This window comes from Acetobacter ghanensis, assembly GCF_001499675.1.
GTDB classification, from domain to species: Bacteria; Pseudomonadota; Alphaproteobacteria; order Acetobacterales; family Acetobacteraceae; genus Acetobacter; species Acetobacter ghanensis.
In genome coordinates this window covers 2,603,873-2,629,113 of record NZ_LN609302.1, presented here as the reverse complement: position 1 = coordinate 2,629,113, position 25,241 = coordinate 2,603,873, and the positions used below count along the sequence as shown (strand labels likewise).

Here is a 25,241-nt window from a genome sequence, read left to right as displayed (position 1 = left end):
GTGGGCGGGATGGGGCTCCCTGCCGGGTTAATGGGGCTGTCTGGCGTTTGTTAAGGGAGAGGTGTGGAATCCGCCCCCCGTTGCCTTATACAGATCGACCGAGGCGGTCAGCCGTTGCAGCCGGGCCGTCACGCAGGAAAGCTGGGCCTGAAGGAGGGAGGACTGCGCCGCCAGAACATCAATCTGGCTTGCATAGCCTTGCTCCATACGCAGGTTTGTCAGGTTCAGGCGCTCCTGTGCCGCGGTCTGCCGGTCATGCGTATCCTGCTCGCGCGTTTGCGCGGTCGCTTGGGCCAGCAGCGCATCCCGCACTTCCTTGAACGCGGTGCGGATGGATTGTTTGTACAGAACGATCTGCTCGTCCCGCCCTGTCTTGGCCAGTTTGACACCACTTTCCGTCCGGCCAAAGTCCAGCACGGGGGCGGCCATGGCGGCCCCTAATGTCCATGACCGGCTGGAGGCGCGGTAGAGGTTATCAATATCAATATTGTTCACGCCCGCCAGAGAGGCGAGTGAAATGGAGGGGAAGTAGGCCGCCCGCGCGTAGCCAATATTGAAGTTGCTCGCAATCAGCATCTGTTCATGCATGGCAATGTCCGGGCGGCGTTCCAGCAGGGCCGAAGGCAGGACAGAGGGCGTGGGGTCTGGCACCACCAGCGCCTGTATGGCCTGCCCGCGCTGGACTGCGTTTTGCACAATGTCCTGCGGGGACTGGCCAACCAGCACGGCCAGTGCGCTTTCCGTCTTGTCTCTACGGTCTTCCATATCTGGCAGGGTTGCGTGTACGGCATCCCGTTGCTCGGTGACCTGTTGCAGGGTTAGCGCATCTACCGCGCCCACATCGTACTGGCGTTGCACCAGTGCTAAAAGGGCGTCCTGCGTTTGTACGGTCTGCTGGAGCAGCGCTACATCCGCATCCAGTGCGCGCAGGGTAAAGTAAAGCTGGGCAACGCCTGCGGCAACACTCAGCCGGGCTGCGGCCTGCGCATACAGGGCCGCGTGTACACCGGCCTTGGCTGCGTTGCTCAGGCTGGCGTTTTTGCCCCACAGGTCCAGCTCGTAGTTGAGCATCCCGCCGACAAAACCAAAGTTGCTTGTTTTATTGGGGAAGTGGAAGGACTGCCCCAGCGCGTTGACCCGGCCATTGGCAAACTTGCCGTAGGCATCTGTCCCCGCCACAGACAGGACGGGGAGCTGGTTGGCAAAGGCGTAATTATACTGCGCCTGTGCCTGCCCCAGCCGGTTTTTGGCCAGAGCAATGTCATCACTCCCGGCAAGGGCCTGCGTAATTAACTGGTCCAGCACCGGGTCGTTGTAGCTGCGCCACCATGTGCTGTCGTCCCGCTGGGTGGTGGGGGCGTTCTGCCATGTTTTGGGCAGGGGCATGACGGGGCGCTTGTAGTCCGGCGCAAGCCACGCGCACCCTGCCAGCAGCAGCGGGGTCAGGACGAGCAGTTTTTTCATGGCGCTTGGCCCTCCACCTTGGGCGGCGCGGGTTCGCGCACATGGAACCACAGAACATACAGCGAGGGCAGGAAGATGAGTGTCAGCGCCGTGGCAACCGCCAGCCCCCCCATGATCACATCGGCCATGGGCCCCCAGAACACGCTGGAGGCAATGGGCAACATGCCCAGAATGGCGGCAACAGCGGTCAGCATAATGGGGCGGAAACGGATCATGGCCGCAGCCACCACCGCATCCCATTCGGACCGGCCCTCCTGCTGCTCAATCGTAATCTGGTGCACAAGAATGACCGAGTTGCGAATGATCATGCCAACAAGGGCCACAAGGCCAAGCAGGGCAATAAAGCCAATGGGGTTGCGGGTTATAAGCAGGGCTACCACCACCCCAATCAGCCCAAAGGGGGCCACACTCAGCACCAGCAGCAGGCGCTTGAAGCTCTGAAGCTGGACCATAAGCACCGCCATCATAATCAGCGCCATAACAGGCATGACCGCTATGACCGATTTTTGCGATTTGGTGCTTTCCTCCACCGTGCCGCCAACCGCAACGGAGTAGCCGGGGGGCAGGTGGGCAGCAAAGGCGGCAATCTTGCCTGCCAGAGCCGAGACCTCGGTATTGGCCTGTACGCCATTGGCCAGCTGGGCCTGAATGGTCATGGTGGGCAGGCGGTTACGCCGCCAGATAAGGGGATAGTCCTCCACATAGCCGACTGTCGCCACGGAGGAGAGGGGGACAGTCAGGTTATTGGGGAGCCGTATGTCCAGATTCCGCAGCCCTTCAATGGACTGGCGCTCATCATGGTTGGCGCGCAACACCACATCCACAAGGTAAATGCTGTCGCGCACCTGTGTGGCGGTCGTGCCCGTTACGGCGGAGTTAATGGCCAGCGCAATGGCGGCGGAGGACAGGCCAAGGCGGTGCGCCTCTTCCTGCCTTACGTCTATGCGCAGTTTTCTGGCAGGGTCGCCCCAGTCAAAGTTAATCAGGTGCAGGTTGCCACCGTCTGCCATAATCCGCGCCACGTCATGCGCGTATTGGCGCACCTTGTCCGGGTCGCGCCCGCTTACGCGGTACTGCACCGGCCAGCCAACGGGCGGTCCTAGCTCAAGTGGGAACAGGCCGTGCACCACATCGGGCATGTCCCGGCTTAGGGCGGCATCCAGCTTGCGCTGCACACGCTCCCGCGCCTGCGTGCTTTTGGTGACAATGACGGTCTGGGTAAAAAAGTCGTTGGGGAGCTGCTCGTCCAGCGGCAGGTAAAAGCGGATGGCCCCCCGCCCGATGTATGAACTCCAGTGGTCAATATCGGGGTCTCCGCGCAGCATGGCGTCCAGCTTTTGCGAGACCGCATCCGTTGCGCGAATGGAGGCGCTCTGGCGGAGGGAGAGGTTGACCAGCAGCTCCGGCCGGTCCGATGCGGGGAAGAACTGCTGCGGTATAAGGGGGACCAGCAGGACAGAAATGCCCAGTGCGCCCACACTCAGCAGCACGGTTGTGCGGGGGTGGCGCATGGAGGTCAGCAGGCACCGCTCAAACAGCGCCATAATGCGCCCCCGTTTGGGGGGCGTGGTGCTGGTGTCCGCCGTTTTGCGGGCCGGTCTGGCGCGCAGCAGGGTGACACCAATAAGGGGCGCAATCAGCACCGCTACAAACCAAGAGACAATAAGCGCCAGCCCCACAACGGCAAAGAGGGAGAACGTGTATTCCCCCGCAATGCTGTGGGCGAACCCTACTGGAATAAACCCCGCTACCGTAACCAGCGTGCCCGTAAGCATGGGAAAAGCGGTGGAGGTGTAGGCAAAGGTGGCCGCGCGGGGCAGGCTCCAGCCTTCCTCCAGCTTGCTGACCATGCTTTCCACCGTAATCATGGCGTCATCTACCAGCAGGCCCAGTGCAATAATTAGCGCACCAAGGGAGACGCGTTGCAGGTCAATGCCCAGTATTTCCATGCAGGTAAAAACAACGGCCAGCACAAAGGGAATACAGAACGCAACCACCGTACCGGCCCGCCCGCCAAGGCTGAGAAAGCTGATCCCCAGCACAATGGCAATGGCCTCAAACAAAGCCTCCGTAAAGTCACCCACCGCGTCCTTGACCACTTTGGGCTGGTTGGCCACCAGATGCGCCTCTATGCCCACGGGCATTCTGGCGTGCAGTTCGGCCATTTTGGCGACAATGTTTTGTTCCAGCGCCAGTACATTGCCGCCTGTGGTCATGGAGAGGGCAAGGCCTATGGCATCGTGCCCGTTCACACGGAACCGGGTTTGCGGTGGGTCTGAATATGTGCGGGTAATGGTGGCAATATCGCCCAGCCGGATTTTTTTGCCGCCTGCGTAAACCGTCACACGGGCAACGTCATCCACGGTGTTGAAGCGCCCTGTGGGCTGGACCAGAATCTGCTCCTTGCCGGTGTCCATTGTGCCGGAGGGCACCAGTGCATTCTGGGCCTGTAGGGCGGCGGCAATCATGACGCCATTGATGCCAAGGCGGGAGAGGTGGTGGGTGGAAAAATCGACGTAGATTTTCTCATCCTGCGCGCCCAGCGTGTCAATTTTGGCAACATCGGGCACACGCAGCAGTTCGTCCCGCACAGTCTCCACATAATCGCGCAGCTCACGGTGGGAAAAACCATCGGCCGTAAAGGCGTAGATAATACCGTAGGTGTCCCCGAATTCATCATCAAAAAAGGGGCCAACGGTGGTGGAGGGCAGGTAGGGTTTTATGTCTCCCACCTTTTTGCGGACCTGGTACCATATGCCTGCAACCTGCGCCTTGGGCGTGCTGCCCAGAAGGTTGACCAGAATGGTGGTCTTGCCTGCAACCGTATAACTTTTGACGTAGTCAAAATACGGTGTTTCCTGAAGCTTTTTTTCTATCCGGTCCGTAAGCTGGTGCGTGGTTTCCTCAACCGATGCCCCCGGAAGCATGGCCTCAATGACCATGGTCTTGACCGTAAAGGGCGGGTCCTCGTTACGGCCAAGGTTGAAGTAGGAGCGGATGCCCGCCACCGCAATAACGAGCATGAAGAACAGGACCAGCGCACGGTGGCGGATGGACCAGTCCGACAGGTTGATGCCCGTGGGGGCGGTGGGCTTGTTAGGGTCGGACATCGGCTTCATCCAGCAGGGAGACCTTCTGGTTGGGGTAAAGGGCCTGCACACCCGCCGTAACCACCCGCTCCCCCGGTTGCAGGCCGGAGGCAATGGCCACGTCCTGCACGCCATAGCTGGCAATGGTAACGGGGCGCAGGCTTACGGTGGAGCTGGCCGGGTCTATGACCCATACGGCCGGGTTGCTGCCCTGTGTGGTCAGGGCAGCGGGGGGAAGGTGGATGGCGGAGGGTGCCGCGTGGACCACGCGCCCCACCACAATGGAACCCAGCACCATGGCCGGGGGTGTTGCCTGCAACAGGGCCTTGGCACGGTAGGTTCTGGTGAGCAGATCCGCATCGGGGGCCAGTTCATACAGGCGGGCATTGGTGCAGATGTGCCGGTCCGCATCCAAGCAGACGGACAGGTCCGTGCCGGTGGCCAGTCCTGCCCGCACAAGGTCGGCGGGCATATCAAACAGGGCATCCCGCCCGGCGGCTTGTGCCATACGCAGGACCGGCTGGCCCGCAGCCACAACCTCGCCCACCTCAGCCAGACGCTCCGTAATCAGCCCGTCCGTATCTGCCCGCAGGAGGGTGTGGTCCAACTCCTCCTGCGCAATCCGCTCCCGCGCCTGTGTGGACTGCACGGCGTCCTGCGCGGTTTTGTAGCGGCGCACCACCTCGTCATAATCATTGCGGGAGATGGCGCGGACCGGCAGCAGCGCTGTGGCGCGTTTATACAATGGCGCCGCTTGTGCGACCGCCGCCCGCGCCGCCTGTGCATCCGCTGTGGCGGCACGCAGGGTTTGCAGGGCTACGGTGTTGTCCAGCCGGGCCAGAACCTGCCCGGCATGGACCGTGCTGCCTGCATCAACCTCCCGCGCGACAATTTTGCCCGGAACGCGGAATGCCATGTTGACGCTTTTATGGGCTGCGACCTGCCCGCTCAGTAGGTCGCCCTGTGTGCTGTCCTGTGGTTGCACCACAACGGAGCGCACGGGCCGTACCTCCGGCGGCGGGGTGGGTTTTTTATGGCAGCCGGAGAGCAGGGCAAGCAGGCAACCGCCTGCAACAAGGGGAGCCACGTGGCGGAAGGGCCTGTGCCGGGTCATGCTGTTATGCCCTGTTCTGTTGTGGTCCTGCGGGAGAGAATACCGGTCATGAACACGGCCCACGCTTGATTAAGGTAGTGGTCGCGTGCCTCTGCCGTTGCAAAGGTGTTGCGGCCGAACAGCATGTTCTGGTGTGGGCCACCCAGCAGCAGGGCGGACAGGGCGCGGCTGGTTTCGACCAGATCATAAATGCCGTTCAGCAGGCCCGCTTTTTCCACGGCAACCAGCAGTTCGTATGTCAGGCGTTCCAGCGGTTCAAAAATATGCACACCCGCATGTTGCACAAGGTCGGGGAACCGCCAGCCCTCGGCCACAAAGGTGCGGCTTAGCGCTATGGTCCGGGGGCTGAGAACAAGGTCCAGCAGCCTGCGCATGGTCTGGCGCAGGGCCTGGAGCGGGTCGGTGGAGAGCATGTCCGCCGCTGGAGCCGCAGCGGATAGAAAGCTCTGGCCCAGATCGGTCATGACGGTCATGAACAGGGCCTCCTTGGAGGCATGGCGGCGGTAGATGGTCTGCTTGCTGACCTGCGCGCAGGAGGCAATCTGCTCCATGGATGTGGCCGCATAACCCTGCTCGCCAAACAGTTGGCTGGCCGTTTGCAGGATCAGCCGGTCCAGCTCGCCAGACATTTTTGTATCTGGCCGTCCTCCGTGCCGCTTCATACCCATGCTGGCTCCCCCCGCTGGTTGTGTGCCGAATCACTCTGACGTTCCGAATTAATAAACGGGACCGTATCGTCTCGCAATGTGCTGTGTGCGCTAAAATGATGCGGAACAGGGCTGAACAGACAGGGGCTTGAAAAGGGGAGCGGCTTTATTTAATTCCATCCGGACGGAATTAAACTGGATTGAGGTCGCCTATGGCACGCCCCAGAACCATAGACCGGGAAAAAGTGCTGGCCTGTGCGGAGCAGCTTGTGCAGCGCAATGGTGCAAAAGCCCTGACGCTGGACGCCGTGGCCCGTGAGGCCGGTATTACAAAAGGGGGGCTGCAATATTGCTTTGGCAGCAAGGATGACCTGATTGCCGCCCTGATTGACCGCTGGATTCTGGTGTTTGATACGCAGGTGGAGCATTGCCGCGGGGCGGAAGCAGAAGACCCCACCAACCTTGCCCGCGCCTATGCCCGCGCCTGTAGCCAGATAGATGATGCAACGCGCGCGCGGATGGTGGGTATGCTTGTCACCCTGCTTCAGTCCCCCCGGCATCTTGCGCGGGTTCGGGCGTGGTACACCCGCTGGCTGGAGGCGGGGCAGGGCCATACCGTGGAAGCACGGCAGATACGCACCATGATTTTTGCCGCAGAAGGCGCTTTTTTCCTAAGAAGCCTCGGTTTTGTCGATATGCAGGATGCTGAGTGGAGCAGCGTTTTTGAGGATATTCAAAAACTCACTTTACCAGTGGAGGCGGGTGCCGCATAAGCCCTGAGCCTGCATGAATATACTTTGATATGACGTTCGGGTATTCTCAGATGAATACGATTTCTCACCCCTCGAAAGTGAAGGCGGCCGTGTCTGATTCTCATACTCCCACCTCTGCAACGCCCACGCCTTTTAAAGGCATGGATAACAGTCTGGCCCACACCGTGGCTGCGGCCTGTGACTGGCTGATAGGGGAGCAGAAGGCCGATGGGCATTGGGTTGGGCCAGTTGCCTCCAATGCCTCCATGGAGGCGGAGTGGTGTCTGGCTTTGTGGTATTTAGGGCTGGAGGACCATCCGCTGCGCCCCCGCCTTGGTAACGCCCTGCTGCAAATGCAGCGAGAGGACGGGTCCTGGGGCATTTACTGGGGTGCAGGGAACGGGGATATTAACGCAACGGTGGAGGCCTACGCGGCCCTGCGCTCGCTGGGTTACCCGGCTGATACGCCAGCCCTGAGCAAGGCATGTGCATGGATTATGCGCATGGGCGGGCTAAGGAACATCCGGGTGTTTACCCGTTATTGGCTGGCATTAATTGGGGAATGGCCGTGGGAGCAGACCCCCAACCTCCCGCCGGAAATTATTTGGTTCCCCAACAAATTTGTTTTCTCAATCTACAATTTTGCGCAGTGGGCGCGGGCAACGCTGGTGCCGCTGGCCATTTTGTCCGCCCGTAGGCCTAGCCGCCCCCTGCGCCCGCAGGACCGGCTGGATGCACTCTTCCCCGGTGGGCGTGAGAACTTTGATTACGTTCTGCCCAAAAGGGATGGGATGGACCTGTGGTCAAGCTTTTTCCGTACCACAGATCGTGGGTTGCACTGGCTCCAGTCCAAATTCCTCAAACGCAACACCCTGCGTGAGGCAGCCATTAAGCACATGCTGGAATGGATTATCCGGCATCAGGATGCGGATGGCGGTTGGGGTGGAATTCAACCCCCGTGGGTCTATGGTCTTATGGCCCTGCATGGGGAGGACTACCAGTTCCACCACCCCGTTATGGCCAAAGCCCTTGCCGCGCTGGATGACCCCGGCTGGCGGCAGGACCGGGGCGATGCCTCGTGGGTTCAGGCAACCAACAGCCCGGTGTGGGACACTATGCTGGCCCTTATGGCCCTGCATGACGCCGGGGCGGAAGAACGCTACACGCCAGAAATGGACAAGGCGCTGGACTGGCTGCTCCAGCGGCAGGTGCGTGTGACGGGGGACTGGTCGATCAAACTGCCGGGTGTGGAACCGGGCGGCTGGGCGTTTGAATATGCCAATGACCGCTACCCGGATACGGACGATACGGCCGTGGCTCTTATTGCGCTTTCCGCCTGCCGTCATCGGGAGGAATGGAAGAAAAAAGGCGTAGAAGCCGCCATTACCCGCGGTGTGAACTGGCTGATTGCCATGCAGAGCACATGCGGCGGCTGGGGGGCGTTTGATAAGGACAACAACCGCAGCCTGCTTTCCAAAATTCCGTTCTGTGACTTTGGTGAAGCACTGGACCCACCCTCTGTGGATGTGACAGCCCATGTGCTGGAAGCCTTTGGCCTGCTTGGCCTGCCAAGGGAGACTCCCTCCATCCAGCGCGGGTTGGCATATATTCGTGCAGAGCAGGAGCCGTCCGGGGCATGGTTTGGCCGTTGGGGTGTGAACTACCTGTACGGCACCGGGGCCGTGCTGCCCGCCCTTGCCGCCATTGGCGAGGACATGACGCAGCCGTACATTACTCGTGCGTGTGATTGGCTTGTTGCTCACCAGCAGGAAAACGGCGGTTGGGGCGAAAGTTGTGCATCTTATATGGATGTTGCATCCATTGGTCATGGCACGCCTACAGCCTCGCAAACTGCATGGGCGCTTATGGGGCTGATTGCCGTTAACCGCCCGCAGGACCATGAGGCCATTGCGCGGGGCTGCCGGTTCCTGATTGACCGTCAGGAAGAAGACGGGAGCTGGACGGAGGAAGAATTTACCGGCACTGGCTTCCCCGGTTATGGGGTTGGGCAGACCATTAAGCTGGATGACCCGGCGGTGGCCAAACGGTTGCAGCAGGGGGCGGAACTCTCCCGCGCATTCATGCTGCGGTATGACCTGTACCGCCAGTTCTTCCCGCTTATGGCGCTTAGCCGGGCCGCCCGGATTATTCCCATAAAGAACTAAGCGCTTTTAATTTTCTGTTGTTTTCGCTTTAGCTTTTACCATCGCTCAGGCCATTTATGGCCTGAGCAGCCATGTAGCCTGCGGTTACACTGGCCATGCACAGCACCACGGATAAACCGATGTTCAGCAGTGCGCGGCCCGGTGTGCCATTTTTCAACAGATCGAGCGTTTGCAGGCTGAAGGACGAAAAGGTGGTGTAGCCACCGCATAGCCCGACCATAAAAACCAGTCTGCCGGTTTCGGATACAGGCAGGCGGCCACTGGCTGCGGTCAGGGTGCCAAAAAAGGCAATGGCAAAAGACCCCGTAACATTTATCAAAATTGTGCCCCAAGGTAGCACCTGGCTCCAGCGCATGGTGGCCAGCCCGACCCAGTAGCGCAGCAATGTACCAGCCGCCCCTGCAAGGCCGATGAGAAGAGAAGGGAAGATATTGGCGGACATAGGAAAACATTTTCTCCAGTAATGGGTTTTTGTTAATGGTGGGTCAGGATAGGCAAGGATGTGTGGGCCAGAATATCCACCGTTGGGCCATGGCATAGCCATTCAATAAAGCGGGGCCGACCATAAGCGCCCATAATCAGCAGGTCCGCTCCGGCGCGCAGAGCGTGGGCCTTTATCTGCTCCCCAACCGGCTCATCCGTTAGTATGAACCGCTCCACGGTGACCGTAATTCCCCCAGCGCGGAGTTCTGCAACCAAGGCAGGGTCAGGAACTGTGAGGGGAAAAGATTCTCCAATAATAAAAGTGATATGCAGCGCTTTTTGCAAAAGAGGGAGTGCGCTGTGGATGGCGTGGGCAAGGTTGGCGGTGTCCTGCCATGCAATGACCGGGTGCAAGCCAAGTGTGGCCTGTGCTGCTAATGGAGCCAGCACAACGGTTGCCTGTGCATCGTAAAGTGCTGCGGTAAACGCCTGCTCCGTTGTTTTTGGGGTGGTAGTTGTCGGGCGGTCCAGCACAACAAGGTCGGCTTTTTCTGCCGCAAGGCGGACCAGTGCACGCGTGTCTCCCGCTTGTTCTTCCCATTGGGCGTTGGCTATGTCGGAGTGCGTTGTGCGCCAGTTGTCAAAAATCTGGTGCAAAGCCGTGGCGCGGGCTGTGACACTTTGTGCAAAGCGGGCTTGTTCGGCTGCGTCTGGCAAACCTTCATCCGGGCTTTGAAAATCCGGGTTGGTGGCCAGTTTGGGGTGAAGGACGCATATTGCCGTACCGGCCACGCGTTCCGCCAGTTGTCTGGCTGTGTCCAGCGTTAGGGCTGCGGTATCGGGTTGGTCAAGAACAGCGAGAATACGCATAGGCAGCTCTGGCCTCTCGGTAAGGGCGTGGTGGCAGGGCTGGGAGCGGAGACACCACGGGCATTGCACTGGCGCGGGGTGGCAAATCTGTTTGTGGGCGCATGGCGCTGGACACACTCCTCCCTCACGCATGGTTTTTGCGGGGTAGGAATCATCAGCCAACAGGGCGGTTCGATTTCGGGAAGCCAAAATCCGGCAGAGTCCATTGCCGTGCGTAGTATGAAGAAAACGCAGCAGACAAGTCAATATGACCCGGAAGCAGGCGGAATAAAGATTATATCCCGATATATCTTGACTTACGATATATCGGAACCTATATCGGAATTATGAAACACAAAAACAGACACGCAGGCGGTCGTAACCGCCACCAGTTTTTTGCTCCTGAAGGTCTGCCCGCTCTAACAGGTGGTGGTCGCCATCATCATGGTCGTGGCGGCGCTGGCCGGCGGGGTGGCCGCCATCGGCTTTTTGATTATGGGGAGATGCGCCTGCTCGTCCTCAATCTGATTGGGGAAAAACCAACCTATGGGTACGAACTGATCAAAACCATTGAGGAGAAATTTGCAGGCAGCTATACGCCCAGCCCCGGCGTTATTTACCCAACACTCACATGGTTGGAAGAGGCTGGCTATATTCGCCCTGTTGAGGAAGACGGGCGCAAGACTTACCACGTCACGCCAGAAGGCGAGGCATTTGTAAACGCAAACCACGCCGGACTGGCCGAAATTCTCTCACGCGTGGCAAAAGCCCCGGAAGAAGGGCGGAGTGGGCGGCGTCATGCCTCTGTGCCTGTGGTGCGTGCGATGGAAAACCTGAAAACCGCCCTGCGCCTTAAGCTGCGCAATGGCGGGCTGGACCCGCAGGCAGAAGACAAAATTGCCGCCCTGCTGGATGAGGCAGCCCGCACAATCGGGCAGGTCTGAGGGGCTGCCGGGGGTTAGTTGGCGTGCTGGTTGGCGGGCGGGTGGTTACCCGCATTCTGCCAAGCATAATCGGCTTTCCACACGTCCAGCAATTCATCCATATGGGTTGCACACAGCGTGGCCAGCTTGGGTTCAAACGCCCGCCCGGCCTCCTGTTGCAGAATTTGCCGGACGGCATCCGGCGTCCATGAATGTTTGTAATTGCGCTTGGACAGGCAGGCATCAATAGTATCCGCAACGGATATGACCTGCACCCAGAGCGGAATGTTCCGGCCCTTTAGCCCCAGCGGGTAGCCTGTGCCGTCCCATCGTTCGTGGTGGAGCAGGGCGGCATCCATGACCTCCCGCGGGAAGGAGTGTTCGTACCATTGCAGCACACCCAGCCCTAGCAGGGGGTGCTTGCGAATAATGCTTTTTTCTTCCGGCGTCAGGGCGCGGGGGGCGTGCAGGATGTCCCGCCCGGTCAGTACCTTGCCGGTATCATGCAATTCTCCAGCCAGTTGCATGGTGTCAGGGTCCAGCCCGAGCCGCGCCAGTTGGTTGATTCGTACAGCCAGCAGCCCAACACGACGACCATGCCCGTTCTGGATATTGCTCACCCCTTTGATGAAATCCTTATGGGGGAGAGTGGGAGGGGGAAGCGTTCCGGCATCCCACATGGAGGCGATGGTGCAGTCAGGCATACATAGTGTACTCGTGGAGATTGAAAGTGATTTATTCAGTTTTCGTTGGACGATTTTATAAGCAATAAAATTCGCCGTAAACTCGGAAAAAAAATTATTACCAAGAAAACATGGCGTCTCTGCACTGCAACTGTTGCAATGCCAGAAAGGAATTCCAGCCAACCGTATGGAAAAATGCAGGTGTGAGCGATATAAAATTGTTTTTAATCAGGGGATTATATCTGCACCGCACATAAGTGGGATGCAGATATCCGCAAGAGCGTTTCTTCTTATTGGTAGAAGAAATGCTACATGCGTATGGTAATTTATTCGTAAATTTGAGAAATTTTGCGCCAGCCCTATGCCGTAACAATGCGGTTGCGGCCTGAATTCTTGGCTTTGTAGAGTGCCTCATCCGCCTGATGGATCAATAGACGGCTGTTGGTTTCCCCCGCAAAAGACGTCACACCGCCAGAGAGGGTGACGGTCACCTTGTCGTTGGAGGAGAGAGTCAGGGCCTGTTCCGCCAGTGCGCGGCGGATGCGTTCTGCACAGGCGAGGGCTTCCGTTGTTGTGGTTTCGGTCAGAACAACCAAAAATTCTTCCCCGCCGTAACGGAAGATAAAGTCGTTGGCGCGCACGTTGGCGGCAATAATTTCTGCCACAAAGCACAGCACTTCATCCCCAACCAGATGGCCAAACCGGTCGTTGATTTTTTTGAAGTGGTCAATATCCAGAATAACCAGACTGAACGGCTTTTCATGCGTGAGGGCAAAGGTGATCTCGTTCTGGATGACCACCTCCAGAAACCGGCGGTTGAACACCTTGGTCAGCGGGTCACGCCCGTTTTCCACTTCCTCCAGATGCCGGAAGACGCGGCCGATCAGAAACGTAAGGTTGGTAATGGTGGCGTGCAGCTCGGTCGGGAATTCGGGCGGAATGACGCCGCTTTTTTGAATGGCCTCAATCTTGGTATCCAGATCGCGCACCTTGTGCTGAATTTCCGTTGCTTCATGCGTGCCTTTGAACAGGCTCATCCCCTTATGGGTCAGCCATAGGCCAAATTCAGATTCCGCAATGGTGGGCAGGTCCGTGGCGTGCCCTTTGCACAGGCAGAAGAAAGCCTGCGTGCTCCAGCTTGAAAATGTGCTGATCTGCGTTTCTTTTTCGTAGGAAATATTGTGGCCGAGGGAGACAAGGCGGAAGGCCTCGTCACTTTCCACCTTCTTGCGGAAGTTGATGTCATACGCCTTGATCATGAACTTGAAGGCGAAGTCCATCATGGTGTTCAGGTAGATAATGGCGTCAATAACATCATCCTTGTTTGTGGTGGCCTCTTTGATCCCCACAACAAGTGCCTGTTTTATAATGTAAATGCCGTACACAACAATGTCGGTCGGAATGTCCAACCGGGCATGGACCGCGCCAATCCGGCACTGGAGTTCGCTCAGGTCTTCCGCCTGATCGGCCTCGGTGGAAAACAGGCTCTGAATCCACGCCAGCAGTTGAGGCCGCATTTTGACCTCAACGGTTTCCTTTTCCAAAAAAATCGCCGCACGTTCGTGGTGGAACAGGGTTTTATAAAAAAGGTCCACACAGTGTGGCCCGGTCTCCTGCACAACGGACCGTAAAATCTGCCGGATATGGCCCGGGGTTCCGTTGATTGTCTCCTTTAGTTGGTTCAGTGGGGACATATTCATGAAGGCGGGAGACATATTTTTGCAGAACCCTTTGATATAAAAGTATAAAATGTGTTTGCGCGAGGATGGTTAAAGAGAAAGCCAAACGCCGTATCAGAACATACGCGCTCCAGTATAATACGAACCCCGTTTATAACACAAAGCAGGGGCTGCGGTATTTGCGCATACCACAATAAAGGTGCCCTGTTGGGGGTCTGCTCTTTCATCGCTCATTTTGTTTGATAATCATTCGCAAATGAACCTATAACCAGCCAACGCATTCAGCCAAGGAGCACACGCGTATGCTGGTCCATATTCCCAAGGTTCTGACAGCGGATGAGGTCGCCTATTTCCGCCAGATTCTGGAGCAGCAGAGCTGGGTGGATGGCAAGGTAACGGCGGGGGACCAGTCCGCCAAAGCCAAATACAACCTTCAGATCCCGCAGGAGAGCGAGGCCAGCAAACATCTGGGAGACCTGATTTTGCAGGCACTGGGCCGGAACCCCGTATTCCATAGTGCTGCCCTGCCGCTGCGCGTTTATCCGCCGCTGTTCAACCGCTACGATCAGGGTATGCAGTTTGACATGCACGTGGATAACGCCATTCGTCCTGTGCCGGACACCGGCTTCCGTGTGCGTACGGATGTGTCTTCCACCCTGTTTCTCAGCGGGCCGGATGAATACGATGGGGGAGAACTGGTTATACAGGACACCTACGGCCAGCAGACCGTCAAACTGCCAGCGGGGGATATGGTGGTGTACCCTTCCACCAGCCTGCACGCGGTAAGTCCCATTACGCGGGGGAGCCGCTGGGCGTCCTTCTTCTGGACACAGTCCATGGTGCGGGATGATACGCAGCGCGCGCTGCTTTACCAGTTTGACCGCGCCATTATGGAAACGCGGCAGAGTTTGCCAGATAACCACTCCGCCGTGCTGGGCCTGACGGCCACCTACCATAACCTTATGCGGCAATGGGCCGAGTTGTAAGCGGGTTATCCGCCCGCCTGTTCCGCCATTTCCGGCATGTGGTGGGGCGGAATAAGGGGGCGGATACGGCTGTAGGCGTCCTCCTCTGTCTCGTCCGGGGCAATGCCGAGCCAGTGTGGTTTGCGCCGGATGACCCAGTCCAGCATACGTGCACTGGCCTTGCGGCAGAGGGCAAAGTCCTCCGCCAGCAGGGCAACGCCCAACGGTAACATCCATAGGCCGAGTATGGGTAAAAAGGAGAGCAGGCCCCCTGCTATAAGCAAAATGCCAGTTGGCAGGCGGAGCCACTTCTGCCGGGGTTCACGCAGCCAGAAGAGCCAGCCCCGTGTTTTGTCCGGCAGCCGGACAAGCAGGAGAGCCATGCGGCGCTGCCGCACAAGTTCGGAGGGGGCGTTGGCCCCGGCGCGGTTCCGTGCATCCGTCATAGTATCAATATGGGGCGTGGCCGGGTGGTTGGGAAGGCGCCCGGCCACAGAATGTGCGCCCCAGCCTTACTGCGTGGCGGTGGGGCGCAGCGTCTGGAGGGAAGCGCCTTTGGCAATAACCTGCATATCCGCAGCAGGGGTGGGGGGGCCAGCGTGCGCAGGTCTTCCAACCCCTGATGGAACAACCGGACGGTAACTTTGGGGCCACTGGCCGTGCGCCATAGCTCAAAGGCCAGTGTTGTATCGGGCGCGGTGGGGTCTGGCTGGTCGGTAAAGGACCAGTCCAGCCCGTACAGGGTCGCCAGCACGTCCAGATTGGTATCATGCCCCGAAAGCACGAGCAGCTTTGTCTGCTCCGTTACGTTGGGCAGTGTTCCATCGGGTTTGCCAAACAGGGTATTCTGCACAATGGCCGCCATAACGGCCCCCTTGCGCGCCGCCAATGTGGGCAGGCGGCGGATAAGCCAGCTTTCTTCCGTGTGTAGCGGAAAAACCTGCGCAATCAGGGGGGCGGGGTCGTGGGGGGCAAAGGGTTCAGCCTGTTTGGGCATCCCCTGCGCATATTCCAGCAGCAGGTTTTCTGCCGCAGTACCGCCAGTTGCCAATCCGCCTTCCAGATGGGGTTTGCCTTTTTTCCATGCCAGTGCGGCCATGTTGGCGCTCAGGCAATGAGGCTTGTCCGTGGTGCAGGCGGTGGGAGCCAGAACAGCCTGCAACGTGTTTAGGCTCTGCCTAATGCCTGGGGGTATGGTGCTTACGCGCTGGTCAAATTCATGCGTAATGGCGGCTTGGTTCTGCTGGCTTAACGGGGTGGATGGCCCAGCAAAAACCGGGTCTTCCTGCCCATCTGCAAGGGATTGTGCCTGCACGGCGCAGGATGGCGCCAACTGGTTTGCCCATATGGCGCCACTCTCCCGCGTGCGGTGGTCCTTGGCATCGGCCCATATGGCAACGGTGCCGGGCTGGGGGCAGCCAGCGGAGGGGAGCAGCCCGGCCTGCGTGTAGTATTGGCGCACCATGCCCACCATTTGTGCCAGCGCCTGTTTGCCGTGGTCAGTGAGTTCACCCGGTGCAACAGGCCATTGTGCCCATACATGGCCGGTCTGGGTTTGTAGCGTTTGCGGTGCTTTGGTGGGGCTCCGTATGCCGTGGCGGGCTACCAGCACCACACGTTCCAGCACTGCGCCGTCCTGCGGTGCGGAGGGGGCGGCTGCAAGGGCAGGTGTTGCCACAAGCAGCGCGCAAAGGAGCGTAAGGTGTCTCATGGTATGGTCACCGCCAGATTGAAGAAGACGCTCCGTCCGGGGTTGCGCCAGTAAAGGGGGGCATCTCCCACGCTCTGGTTCCCTGCAAAGTTGCTGACGGAGCGGTTGTTGAACAGGTTGCCAATTTTAAGGCTTGGCGTAATTTCGCGGAAAACACTGCCAACGTTGCGGATGCGCCAGCCCATGGCAAGGTCGGCGGTGACATTGCTGCCAATTTTATACTGGTTGGCAAACTGTGTGTTGCCGCTGCCGTTGGTCACGCTGTCCAGCCCCCAGTGTTTGCCCACGTATTTTCCGATAAGGGAGAGGTAAGCCCCCCTGTCGTTCTCATACAGCAGGCCAAAGGAGGCCAGCATGTTGGGGCTGGCGGCAACATGCACCTGCGTGTGTTTGTAGCGTGCACTGTTAACGCTGTAGTTGCCATAAACAGACAGACCATAGCCAATAACATACTGGGCTTCCAGCTCCAGCCCTTTGTAAATGGCGCCGCTGCTGTTGACGTAGGTGCTGGTTACGCCCTGAATGGGGTCGTTAATCTGGGCTGCGGCAATGTAGTTGGAAAAGTTGATGTAGTAGGCATCTGCCGCCAGCATCCATTTTTTATCCCGGTAAACGGTGCCAACCTGATAGTTCATGGTTGTTTCCGGTTTGACATTGCCAATATCACCAACCTGAAAAACCGAGATGGGGGGCGCAAGAAAACCACGGGCAATCTGCCCGTAAGCGCTCCACTGCTTCATGATGCGCTGGTTAATGGCAATGGATGGCTGCCAGGATGTAAAAGTCTGTGTAGCGTTCAGCGGTTGTTTGGTGGACTTGTTCAAAGCCGCATCATAGTCCCGATGGAAGTAGGACCATTTGACGCCGGGTTTTATGGTCATGCCCGGCAGGGGGTGCACGTCCAGTTCCAGATAAGGCTGGAGCGTGGTGTTGGTGTCCGAAATATTGTAGCTGTAGGGAGAGCCCGTTTTGCCGGGAACAGGGATGGACCCTTTGGAAAGGTCCACAGCATAGCTTATGCGCCTGTCCTTTTGCACATCGGCCCACATCCCCAGTTGCACATCCACGTAGTGGGTTTTGGCTGTCAGGTTCAGCGTATCACCATAATTGCGGAAGTGGGCATCGGCATATTTGCCGGGAATATCATCCGCATATGTCGCGACTTTTTTGCCTGCCGTGCTGTAAAAAGTCACGCCATTGGCGCTGAGTGAACGCTGGCTGGCATCGGTTGATTCTGTGTATTCATGCTCAAACCCTGTTGTGTAAACACTGTTTTGCAGGGTCAGCCAGTCATTCAGGCGGGTTTTGAGCGCAATGTAGCTGAAGTCGGAAGTATAGGTGCTGGGGTTGTAGCCGTAATAGCACTGTCTGGCACGGTCGTCGCACAGACCATAATTTTTACCATAGGTGGCGTATTCGGCCAGCGTGGCGCCCTGCGTGGTGTATTGCCATTCCTTATTATAGGTTGTCTGGACGGTTAGTGTTGTGTCTTCCGCCAGTTTGATCTCATCTTTGAACAGGATGTTGCTGCGTTTTTCGTAGGAATTGGTCAGGTAGCCGTCGGTTTCCTCATGCTGCATGTCCAGCACGGCTTTGCCAAAGCGGGTTTGTCCGCTGTCCAGTTCCAACCCACCCGCGCGGGTGTTGAAGCTGCCATAGGTGCCATAAAGCTGAGCGCCTGCCTTGCTGGGCGGCGTTTTGGAGCGGAAGCCAACCGTGCCGCCAAAGGTGGCGTTACCAATGGTAGACGCCGTACCGGGGCCACGGTCAATTTGTGCTTCACCCAAAAAATGCGAGATAAACAAAGAGGATGTTGTATGGTGCAGGTCCGACGCATCTCCAAACGGAATGCCGTCGTAAGTCATATTATACTGCCCGTCCTGAAAACCGCGCAGGCTCATGGTTTCGGCTTTGCCCATGCCCGGACCGTTGGGGTTTTGTGTCCATATGCTGGGCTGGAATTTGATAATATCATCCACGCTGGCCAGTGGGATGATGTTGTTGTTGATGAAGTTGCTCTGAATGCGCGATGTCGGCTCTGTAATATCCAGCGGCACAACAGCGGGGGACAGGCGCATGGCGCGGCCCAGAACGGTAATGTGCTCGTCTGTGTTCTTCTCTTTTTTCAAAGCAGATGTATGGGCCGCCGCCTTGGAGACAGGCGCTTTTTGCAGGATCAGCATGTTTTTCTGATGTGCTGCCACATTGAGTCCTGTGCCTTGCAGCAGATGGTTTATTGCCGCTTCGGGCTCCATGGTGCCGTACACCGGCGCGGAGGTGGCTTTGGCGGCCAGCGCGCTATCCAGCGCAACCTGCTGGCCGGACTGGCGGCTGAAGGTGACAACCGTCTGGCTAAGCGGTCCTGCGGGAATGGCAAAAGGAACCGGAGCCGCCAGAGCATGGGAAGCAGACAAAAAGGATACGCCAGAAAGGCAGAGGGAAAGGGAGGAAAGGCGTAAGGTAAAAGATCGCACGGTAGTGGCCCTGCAAGTGACGGAACATACCGTTAAGAGTCAAAGTCGCTGTGTTTTCCGCTGCTTTTTTTTGTTACACAAATAAGTCAAAGGGAGTGGCGTTGGGGGTATTTAAAAAAACCTAATATAATAAAAGGCTTTGAGTGTTTTCGGTCAGTCGCGCGCCCAGTATTGTTCTGGCAGCACTTGCAAATTCCTCGGGGTGGTTCAGGCTAAAAACGCCTGTCAGGCGGCGGTTGGCCAGAGCGGGTGCCACGTGGAGTTGCCGCTGGTTATAGCGGTTGAACGTGTTGGCAATGCTGGCCATGCTCTCATCATGCACTTCCAGCCGCCCTATGCTCCATGCGTTTTGGGAGTCCAGTTCTTCGGGCAGAAGGCTGCGGATTTCTGGGGGGAGGTCTCCGCGCAATGTTATTTGTGCGCCCGATGTCAGGGTCCACCATTCATCCGAGTGGTGCCTGCGCAGCCGCACCGTGCCAGAAACGGTCGTGGCCATAACCTGTGTTGGCGTGCAGGACAGCAACATGCGGCCATGGGGCGCAAAAATAAAATCTCCCGCCTTCATAATCATGCCAGTGCGGCCCTGCACACAGCAACGGCCGTTTACAAGGCGGTTGCTCTCCAACCCCATTTTAAGGCGGGAGAAGCAATCCAGCGTAATGGTGCCAAATGCGGTGTTCAGCGGGGCGGATACGGCATTGTTGGTGGTGTACAGGCTGTTGGCCTTGCCTTGCCGTTTGGGGGCTGCAAGCAGAACAACCGCGGCGGCGGCCGCAGCAAAAAAGCGGCGGCGGGGCAGGGTAGGCAGCCGCTCCGGGTGCGCAATGGCTGGCCCTTTTGGCCCCTGTAACGCGCCCAGCCTGCCGCTTGCATGCCATATGGCCTTTGCACGCAGGAAGGCTCCCTTGTGTCGTATATCCTGATCCAGCCAGTGCTGGAATGCCTGCTGTTCGCCTGTGGACAGGGGGCCTTTGTCTAGCCTGGCCGTCCATCCTGCTGCCGCCTCTTCAGGGCTGGCGTTTGCGAGAGTGGGCGAGACGCGGGCGCCTCTCCTCATCAACGGTCATCTCCCTGTCTGATTCCGAATATGTCTTGGAAAGAAAAACAAGCGCGCGTGCAAGCTGTTTTTCTACAATATTTTCTGAAATGCTTAATTGTGCCGCACATTCCTTCTGTGTCAGCCCTCTGGCCCGGCGCAGAATAAAAATATCTCTGCATCGGGATGGAAGTTTTGCAATGGCTTTTTCCAGAAAACGAATTTCCTGCCGGGCATGGACCACGCGTTCGGCGGAAGGGGTGGTGTCTGGCATGGTGTCTGTTTGCATTAACGCCAGACTGGTAACAGGCACCACGCGCGCACGCCGGTAATGCTGCATAACCAGATTGCGGCAGATGGACACAAAGTAGGCCCGTGGGTTGGTAACAGCCGCCCAGTCCGCCTGCGCCATGACCACATAGGCCTCGTGGATAATGTCATCCGCTTCAATATCACCATAACGGCGTAGCCATGTACGGATATGGCCTTCATGCGGGAGAATATGGGTGGCCAGCCAGATGCTGCACTCGTCTGTGTTGTCTAACAATCGAACCCTCTGCCCCGCCGGTGTGGTTGATTGGCAGGCATGTAGCAAGCACATGGCTGAAGCAGTGTGACAGTTGCATGACAAAGGCAGGGTGTGGGGAGGGTGGCGCTGCGGGTTCCCGGCTTTCACACCAACTGTACACATTATCCACAGGCTTATGCACCGGAGCATCCGCAGAATCTGTGGACGAATCTAACGGAAAGACTAATTTTGCGCGGTGGGAGGGGCGTGTAAAAACACGCGCGCACATGTGTTTCGGTCCGGCAAATGAGTGTGTGTGTTTAAAACATGCCTGTATTGCATAATTCTAAAGTCATGGTCAGAAGGCGCAGGGTATGGGGCCTATTACACAAAATAATAAATTTTTTAATGCTGGCCATTTTCTCGCCAACGTCTTGAGAAATATGTTGCACTAACCAAATATTGGGTTTGAATCCTTTGTTACAGGTCAACATTTTCGGTCAGGATTGTTTTTATGCGGTTTAAAACACCTTTAGCGGCAGTGGCCGCTCTTATGCTCGGTGCCTCTGCTGCACATGCTGGCGCTATTCACACAGATTGGGAAAAGTTCAAGGCCGGTCGTGCGCTGCACCACCTCTCTGTAGATGGACAGAAGGCCATGCAGGATGTGTTGCAGGCGCGTGACCTGCTGGCGCAGGGCAAAACGGATGCGGCCATTCCCCCTCTTTATGATGCGCAGAAGCGTTTTGTGGCAGCGCAAAAAGATAACCGTCGCTTTTTTGCAGCAGAAGACCAGTTGCAGCCTGCTCCCCAGCACCCCGCCTCGGCTACGCACAAACCCATAACAGGGGCCATTACGTGGATTCCTGTTGGGGGTGAATTCATCCTGACCGAAACACTGGCCCCCGAGAAAAAAGCAGCAGCCCAGCAGGCTAATCAGGCGCTCAAGGCCGGGCAGAACACGCAGGCCCAGCAGAACCTACAGGTTGTGGGTGAGGACGCGGACTTTATTGTTGCGCTGGCCCCGCTGGAACAGACCAAGAGCACCCTGTACCGCGCTCGCGTGCTGACGGAAGGCCGTCAGGCTGCGCAGGCAAAGGAAGCGCTGGACCAGTTGCTGGATAGCATTGTGTTCGTCTCGGACGACTATGTTGACCAGCCCGCAAACGGGCAGGCTTCGGGCAAAGGGCAGGCTGCGGATCACGCAACTGGCAATGCTGCTGCCGCTCCGGCTCCGGCCAGCGCGCCTGCTGCGGCGCCGGTTGCACCTGCGGCACCCGCACCGGCTGCTCCCAAGGCGGAGTCTGCTACAGGTAGCGCGCAGTAAAAAACCTTACCAAACAAAGGTTTACAGAAAAGTAGGTGGGGCGGTGCAAAAAAAAATGCACCGCCCTCTATTTTTTGCTTGCGCTTTAATGAGAATGGTTCTTATTATTAACTTGTCGCGGTGATGAAGGCGTTTCTGCTGGTGGGGCAAGGGGCATCACCGCGACAATCTGTGGTTGTCGTGACTATACCGTAAAATACTATCCCCCCGAACTTACGGGCTGTTTTGCATCCCCGGTCAGTCCGTAAGATCTCTTTCTACTCCTCCCCCTTGCCCCACCAGCCCAAACCCGCTCTTGCAGCGGGTTTTTTAATGTTCGGGTAAAGCCCTGTAGGGTACAACACCTCTGGCATTGCTGCCCGTATCCAACGCCCGGCCAGATACAGGGAGCGAGCGGTGGCTGCATTGCTCCCGCCCACATGCACGGCATCCCGGTCCAATAGGCACCACCAATGTGTGGTCCTCCAGATTAAGGCCAGCGGCGTAAACGGTTTTTGTGGCATCGGCTATGGTGCAGCCCAGCACCATGGCAATCTGGCGGGGGCGGTCTGCATAGCTCAGCCCTTCCCGCCCGACTGTACGGGCAACATTAAGATAGATGGAATCATCCGTTGTTTGCGAAAGCTGGACCTGAATCTGCCCCGGTGTGGCAAAAGCGCGAAAAACGTTCCACAACGGGCAGGGGCCACCAAAGCGGGCTTGTGAAAAACGGTTGGCTGAAAAACTTTTAAGAATATTTCCTGCAATATCGAGTTTGAGAAAATAGAAGGGAATCCCTTCCGCACCAACGCGCTGCATGGTGCTTAACCGGTGGCACACCTGTTCAAAGCTGACTTCAAAGTGGCGGCGCAGTTCATCCACATCATAACGCAGCGTTTCCGCTGTGTGCAGAAAACGGGCATAGGGTAAAATAAGAGCCCCGGCAAAGTAGTTACCAAGATACACGCGGGCGAGTTCCTGCGCGTTGCGGTCTTTTGGTCCTTCCTTGCGCAAAATGTCCGTCATCAGGCGGTTGTGTTCCAGCTGGCCAATAATCTGGGCCAGAAAAAACAGAGTGCTTTCTGGCGGCTGGTTGTGGGGGAGCTGGATCTGGTGTTTGTGCCGGTCTATGCGCCAGACCAATCCGCGTGCCTGTAGGGCCGTGCTGTGGGTTATGCTTAGCCCGTGTCGGTCTTGCAAATGTTGTGCAAGGGCTGTGGCAAGCGGAACATCATCAGAAAAAAGGTGTTCGTAAAAAGACTCGGCCGCACAATCAAGTTCATGAAAATAGTTGTTGTGGTCCTGCACCCAGTTGCCCACGGCCTCGTAGGGTTCCAGCGGTGGCGTATTGGCAGAAGGTGCATGGGAGCGGCGCTCCTGATCAAACGTGTAAGCGCGGTAAAGAGTTAAAAAAGCCTCGCACAGTTCCGGACTATGCCGTGCGGCCTCGGCCATTTGCACAAGGGAGAGGGGCGCAGTTTTAAAAACCGGGTCAGCCATTGTCTCGCGCAGGGCCTGCACGGCATGGGCCTCTCGCGTGTCGGAAAACCATGACGTGCCAACGGCAAAGCGTTCACACAGGCTTTGCAGCAGGTGGTCGGGCAGGGGGCGGTGGTTGCGTTCCAACTGATTAAGGTAGCTGAGGGAAATGCCCACACATTCGGCCAGAGCGGCCTGTGTCATACCCTCGCGCTGGCGTAACTGGCGCAGCCTGTTGCCGGCAAACAGCTTGGTTTTTGTTCTGGCCATGCACACCAACCTTTACAGACTTTGCAACAGGGGCAAATTCCTTCGCCTCTTTTTACTCTTATTCCTCTGCTGCTTTACGCAACAGTCTGCAACTGTTTCCCCAGATCACAAGATGGCAAGGGATGGAACAATGCAAAATCATAATGTGCGCGTACACCCTGAGAGCGACAGACTGAACCGCGCAGACCAACTGGCTTGGAAGATTGCGCAGGTTGCAGCGGACCCCGTGCCGGTGGAACCCGCCGTGGCGGATATGATTATCAACCGTATGATTGATAATGCCGCTGTTGCCATGGCGTCAGTCAACCGCCATTCGGTCATGAGCGCGCGGGCCGAGGCGCTGGCCCATAGTCGGCCGGGTGGTGCAACGGTGTTTGGCATGGGGCCGGATGTGCAGGTCCATGCGGAGTGGGCGGCTTGGGCCAATGGCACCGCTGTGCGGGAACTGGATTTTCATGACACGTTTCTGGCGGCGGAATATTCCCATCCGGGGGATAATATTCCCGGTATTCTGGCGGTAGCCCAGCAATGCAGGCGGAGTGGCGCAGACCTGATCCGAGGCATTGCCACGGGGTATGAAATCCAGATTGATCTGACCCGCGCCATCTGCCTGCATAAACATAAGATTGACCACGTCGCCCATCTCGGTCCTTCGGTCGCGGCGGGGATTGGCACGCTTTTGCGGTTGCCGCCTTCGGTCATTTATCAGGCCATTGGGCAGGCATTGCATGTAACCACCGCCACACGCCAAAGCCGCAAGGGCGAAATTTCGTCATGGAAGGCCTACGCACCGGCCCATGCCGGAAAAATGGCCGTGGAATCGGTGGACCGTGCGATGCTGGGTGAGACATCTCCAGCCCCAATTTATGAAGGGGAAGATGGCGTTATTGCCTGGATGCTGGATGGTAGGGATGCACACTACACCGTTCCCCTGCCCGGCATGGGCGAGCCAAAGCGGGCTATTCTCTCCTCCTTTACCAAGGAACATTCGGCGGAATATCAGAGTCAGGCCCTGATCGACCTTGCCTTCCGCATGGGCAAAAAAATCAGCAACTGGGATGATGTGGAAGATGTGCTGATCGAAACCAGCCACCATACGCATTACGTTATTGGCACAGGGTCCAACGACCCGCAGAAGTTTGACCCGCAGGCCACGCGGGAAACGCTGGACCATTCCATTATGTATATTGTGGCTGTGGCGTTGCAGGACGGATGTTGGCACCACGTGCGCTCTTACGAGCCAGAACGTGCCCGCAGGCCCGATACGGTCCGGCTATGGAAGAAAATCCACACGATTGAAAAACCCGAGTGGACACAACGCTACCACCAGACGGACCCGGAAAAAAAGGCCTTTGGCGGCCGCATTATCATCCGCATGAAGGATGGAAGCGTGCTGGAGGATGAACTGGCGGTAGCCAACGCCCACACGCTTGGGGCAACGCCGTGGCAGCGGGCGGACTATATTCAAAAATTCCGCACCCTGTCGGAAGGAATCGTGCCTTCTGCGGAAGTGGAGCGTTTTCTGGCAGTCGTGCAGCGCCTGCCAGAACTGGGAGCGGGGGACCTTTACCAGCTTGAACTGCATATTCCCCCGCAGGACATGCAGCTTAACCGGGTGGAAGGCATTTTTAACTTTGGTCAGTCTGGCATGGGCACAAAAGCGGCCCAAAAGCCCGCAGCCCTTACGTCCTGATAGACGCAGCC

Annotated in this window: 19 protein-coding genes, 1 pseudogene and 1 riboswitch; of the genes and pseudogenes, 6 read left to right on the top strand and 14 right to left on the bottom strand. The window is 57.7% G+C overall.

Translation table 11 applies throughout. The features are described 5' to 3' along the window. Positions 1 to 27: 27 nt before the first annotated feature. Genes AGA_RS12175 through AGA_RS12160 form a run of 4 tightly spaced genes read right to left on the bottom strand, consistent with a single transcriptional unit; the run spans position 28 to position 6,329 of the window. Positions 28 to 1,464 (bottom strand): efflux transporter outer membrane subunit, encoded by a 1,437-nt coding sequence (locus tag AGA_RS12175; RefSeq protein WP_059024518.1) that lies wholly within the window; start codon positions 1,462 to 1,464, stop codon positions 28 to 30. Next, positions 1,461 to 4,583, bottom strand: a complete 3,123-nt coding sequence (locus AGA_RS12170; protein WP_059024517.1) for an efflux RND transporter permease subunit — start codon at positions 4,581 to 4,583, stop codon at positions 1,461 to 1,463. The genes AGA_RS12175 and AGA_RS12170 overlap by 4 nt, the downstream gene beginning before the upstream one ends. Then, on the bottom strand, positions 4,561 to 5,667 hold the full coding sequence (locus AGA_RS12165) for an efflux RND transporter periplasmic adaptor subunit (RefSeq protein ID WP_083503642.1): 1,107 nt from the start codon (positions 5,665 to 5,667) through the stop codon (positions 4,561 to 4,563). Before AGA_RS12165 ends, AGA_RS12170 begins: the two co-directional genes overlap by 23 nt. Further along, a complete protein-coding gene (locus AGA_RS12160) occupies positions 5,664 to 6,329 on the bottom strand; it encodes a TetR/AcrR family transcriptional regulator (protein WP_231945839.1) in 666 nt (221 codons plus the stop codon). Before AGA_RS12160 ends, AGA_RS12165 begins: the two co-directional genes overlap by 4 nt. Before the next feature lie 197 nt (positions 6,330 to 6,526). On the opposite strand from AGA_RS12160, the gene AGA_RS12155 reads away from it, so the two are divergent. Both AGA_RS12155 and shc read left to right on the top strand, forming a co-directional pair. Further along, positions 6,527 to 7,087, top strand: coding sequence for a TetR/AcrR family transcriptional regulator (locus AGA_RS12155; RefSeq protein ID WP_059024515.1), 561 nt, complete (start codon positions 6,527 to 6,529; stop codon positions 7,085 to 7,087). 140 nt (positions 7,088 to 7,227) lie between these two features. Continuing rightward, positions 7,228 to 9,231 (top strand): squalene--hopene cyclase, encoded by a 2,004-nt coding sequence (shc, locus tag AGA_RS12150; RefSeq protein ID WP_059024514.1) that lies wholly within the window; start codon positions 7,228 to 7,230, stop codon positions 9,229 to 9,231. A gap of 28 nt (positions 9,232 to 9,259) precedes the next feature. On the opposite strand, the gene crcB is transcribed toward shc, so the two are convergent. Together crcB and AGA_RS12140 are read right to left on the bottom strand one after the other, a co-directional pair. Further along, entirely contained in the window at positions 9,260 to 9,673 is a 414-nt protein-coding gene (gene crcB, locus AGA_RS12145) for a fluoride efflux transporter CrcB (protein ID WP_059024513.1), read from the bottom strand. Between the two features lie 32 nt (positions 9,674 to 9,705). Further along, positions 9,706 to 10,524 carry a universal stress protein gene (locus AGA_RS12140; RefSeq protein WP_059024512.1) on the bottom strand — a complete coding sequence of 273 codons (819 nt, stop codon included), beginning with the start codon at positions 10,522 to 10,524 and terminating at the stop codon, positions 9,706 to 9,708. Between the two features lie 138 nt (positions 10,525 to 10,662). Next, positions 10,663 to 10,743: riboswitch (Fluoride riboswitch) on the bottom strand. Positions 10,744 to 10,850: 107 nt separating this feature from the next. On the opposite strand from AGA_RS12140, the gene AGA_RS12135 reads away from it, so the two are divergent. Beyond that, positions 10,851 to 11,447: a PadR family transcriptional regulator gene (locus AGA_RS12135; protein WP_059024511.1), complete on the top strand. Its 597-nt coding sequence runs from the start codon at positions 10,851 to 10,853 to the stop codon at positions 11,445 to 11,447. A 14-nt stretch (positions 11,448 to 11,461) separates the two neighbouring features. Here AGA_RS12135 and AGA_RS12130 read toward each other — a convergent pair whose 3' ends face one another. Then, positions 11,462 to 12,130, bottom strand: coding sequence for an HD-GYP domain-containing protein (locus AGA_RS12130; protein ID WP_059024510.1), 669 nt, complete (start codon positions 12,128 to 12,130; stop codon positions 11,462 to 11,464). 338 nt (positions 12,131 to 12,468) lie between these two features. Then, on the bottom strand, positions 12,469 to 13,803 hold the full coding sequence (locus AGA_RS12125; RefSeq protein ID WP_172793746.1) for a GGDEF domain-containing protein: 1,335 nt from the start codon (positions 13,801 to 13,803) through the stop codon (positions 12,469 to 12,471). Positions 13,804 to 14,090: 287 nt separating this feature from the next. Here AGA_RS12125 and AGA_RS12120 point away from each other — a divergent pair, with 287 nt between their 5' ends. Further along, on the top strand, positions 14,091 to 14,774 hold the full coding sequence (locus AGA_RS12120; RefSeq protein ID WP_059024508.1) for a Fe2+-dependent dioxygenase: 684 nt from the start codon (positions 14,091 to 14,093) through the stop codon (positions 14,772 to 14,774). A 5-nt stretch (positions 14,775 to 14,779) separates the two neighbouring features. Here AGA_RS12120 and AGA_RS12115 read toward each other — a convergent pair whose 3' ends face one another. The 5 genes from AGA_RS12115 to AGA_RS12095 form a co-directional block, all read right to left on the bottom strand. Further along, a complete protein-coding gene (locus AGA_RS12115; protein ID WP_059024507.1) occupies positions 14,780 to 15,199 on the bottom strand; it encodes a hypothetical protein in 420 nt (139 codons plus the stop codon). Beyond that, positions 15,196 to 16,464, bottom strand: coding sequence for a histidine-type phosphatase (locus AGA_RS12110; RefSeq protein ID WP_059024506.1), 1,269 nt, complete (start codon positions 16,462 to 16,464; stop codon positions 15,196 to 15,198). The genes AGA_RS12115 and AGA_RS12110 overlap by 4 nt, the downstream gene beginning before the upstream one ends. Further along, positions 16,461 to 18,938 carry a TonB-dependent receptor domain-containing protein gene (locus AGA_RS12105; protein WP_231945837.1) on the bottom strand — a complete coding sequence of 826 codons (2,478 nt, stop codon included), beginning with the start codon at positions 18,936 to 18,938 and terminating at the stop codon, positions 16,461 to 16,463. Before AGA_RS12105 ends, AGA_RS12110 begins: the two co-directional genes overlap by 4 nt. A 121-nt stretch (positions 18,939 to 19,059) precedes the next feature. Continuing rightward, positions 19,060 to 19,995: a FecR family protein gene (locus AGA_RS12100; RefSeq protein WP_059024505.1), complete on the bottom strand. Its 936-nt coding sequence runs from the start codon at positions 19,993 to 19,995 to the stop codon at positions 19,060 to 19,062. Beyond that, positions 19,946 to 20,521: an RNA polymerase sigma factor gene (locus tag AGA_RS12095; RefSeq protein WP_059024504.1), complete on the bottom strand. Its 576-nt coding sequence runs from the start codon at positions 20,519 to 20,521 to the stop codon at positions 19,946 to 19,948. Before AGA_RS12095 ends, AGA_RS12100 begins: the two co-directional genes overlap by 50 nt. Positions 20,522 to 20,996: 475 nt before the next feature. Here AGA_RS12095 and AGA_RS12090 point away from each other — a divergent pair. Next, positions 20,997 to 21,647: pseudogene (locus AGA_RS12090) on the top strand (YfdX family protein); the annotation flags it as partial. Between the two features lie 471 nt (positions 21,648 to 22,118). Here AGA_RS12090 and AGA_RS12085 read toward each other — a convergent pair. After that, complete coding sequence (locus AGA_RS12085; RefSeq protein ID WP_059024503.1) at positions 22,119 to 23,537, bottom strand: helix-turn-helix domain-containing protein; 1,419 nt, start codon at positions 23,535 to 23,537, stop codon at positions 22,119 to 22,121. 130 nt (positions 23,538 to 23,667) lie between these two features. On the opposite strand from AGA_RS12085, the gene AGA_RS12080 reads away from it, so the two are divergent. Further along, positions 23,668 to 25,230 carry an MmgE/PrpD family protein gene (locus AGA_RS12080; protein WP_059024502.1) on the top strand — a complete coding sequence of 521 codons (1,563 nt, stop codon included), beginning with the start codon at positions 23,668 to 23,670 and terminating at the stop codon, positions 25,228 to 25,230. The last annotated feature ends 11 nt before the right edge of the window (positions 25,231 to 25,241 follow it).